The 1,918-nt window shown below is 31.2% G+C and carries 2 protein-coding genes; both read right to left on the reverse strand.

Annotation, left to right across the window (positions count from 1 at the left end; all coding sequences use genetic code 11):
• The coding region (locus tag CIK96_RS06275; RefSeq protein WP_144007499.1) for a carboxypeptidase-like regulatory domain-containing protein at positions 1-1,114 on the reverse strand (1,114 nt) is incomplete at its 3' end.
• 6 nt (positions 1,115-1,120) lie between these two features.
• Positions 1,121-1,684 carry a hypothetical protein gene (locus CIK96_RS06280; protein ID WP_158214840.1) on the reverse strand — a complete coding sequence of 188 codons (564 nt, stop codon included), beginning with the start codon at positions 1,682-1,684 and terminating at the stop codon, positions 1,121-1,123.
• Between the last annotated feature and the right edge of the window lie 234 nt (positions 1,685-1,918).

A 1,918-nucleotide genomic window follows, 5' to 3' on the forward strand; every position in this document is an offset into this window, starting at 1 on the left:
CTATATTATTATGTAAAAAAGACAAACTGGCATTATGTAGCCAGGTTGGAGTTCTTGTAAATAAATTACTATTTTGAGATTTGGTATTAACATCTGTTATTGCAAAAGAATTCACCTTAGGAAGTTCTTCCTGCAATATATAACTAAAAGAAAGAGAACTTTTTTTACCACACGAAAAATTAGCATCAAACAAAAAATTATTAATAAAGGAATTGCGTTTTCTTATATCATTCTGTTTTACATGAAAAATATGGTCTTGAACATGATGGTCTGAATATAAGTTATTTACAGATCTTTTTTGTGTATAGCCTCCATCATAGCACATATATAGTGATAGTTTTTTATTTATAATACCAATATTAATTCCTATTTTTTCTGAGAAATTATGTCTCTTAATCGTTTCTTCGTATAATTCGCTTGTGATTTTTAACGAATTCTCTTTTTCTTCTATCAAAGAAATGTTTACTGATGCTCCTCGCACACCAAATTTTGCTGGAGAATTATAATACACCTCAATATCCTTAACTCTATTGGTGGGCAATGAAGACAAATAAGTACATATTTGTTCCTGGTTCATTCCTCTGCTTTTACCATTAATTAATAGGTTAAATGATGAGGCTCCAATAATTGAGTACCCCCTACCATTTCTTTGTATTACAGATATTTCATTCAGCATATCAAGAGCATTTCTAACAGAATGAAGTTGAGAAAGCTGATTTCCATCATACTTTAATGCGCCATGCTCGTTTACTCGCATCTGTAAATTACCCCTTACTGTAATTTCATTGATGGCAGTTGTAGCATCTTCCAATCTTATAGTAAGATGATTAACCGAATCTACGATAGTGGTGGTTTTGTATCCTAAATGACTTACTATTAACTTATATGGGATTGGTAAATTCAAAAAACAAAAGGCCCCACAAGTATCTGTAATACAAGTCGCAACTGTTTGGCTTTTATCATTTTGAGCAATAATAGCGGCGGAGAAGACTGGAGAATCCCTACTATCAAGTACACGACCATGCAAATTTTGCCCAAAAGATTTCACTTCAAAATGCATTAGTATGAATAAAAATATACTTAGCTTATGTAAAACGCTATGTGTAGCATTCATATAATATTATTCTTTATTGTTTTCTATATCAAATTGAACTTCCTGTTGGTCTAGAAGTGCAGAATTTCGATTTACACAATCATTAAGTTGCATTATAGCCTCATGCTTACATTCTTGTTTGAGTTTGCATTTCTCGCAATTAGGACAATTCGGAAATTTATAATACTGAAAAATAGCATTTCTATCATCCAAATCTCCAACAACTTCGGTCATCATTTTATGCCCATAAAGAACAGAAAGTACATCATCAGGAAAAGCGGAAGAATTTTTTAACTTTAGATAATCGAGACATGCATAAAAATAAGAATATTTCTTCTTATCTTTTCCATTTAAGTACAAAGCCAAATATTTAATGGCATTCATATCATCTTTTAGATAAAGGGCTAACAAAGCAGCTAACATTTCTATTGACAAATCTCTTAAGTCTTCATTAGTATTGAAAACAAAAACTCTATTCAATGCGAAATCTTCTTCTTTAAGAACCTCATAGTTTTCATCAATCGCAGTAAAGACTTTGCGTGCTATTTCAACAGTAACACTTCCAAGCTTATTAATTAATGAAAAATTCACAAAAGACGATTTGTAAATTGAAACAAATGGATTTGTTTTTATTATTTGGCTCATTCCTGGCACAACAACATAGTACGCAGGAAAACCTAAAAAGGAATTATTACGTATCACTAGTGTCCACTAAAAACGATTAACAATCGTTGTAAGTGGTTGATATGCGACAAAATACGAGCAAAAAATGACTCTATGGGTTAGAAATGACTATCTTTGCAGAAAATTACAATCTGTAAGTCA

It is taken from the genome of Prevotella sp. P4-98 (genome assembly GCF_002251405.1).
GTDB lineage: Bacteria > Bacteroidota > Bacteroidia > Bacteroidales > Bacteroidaceae > Prevotella.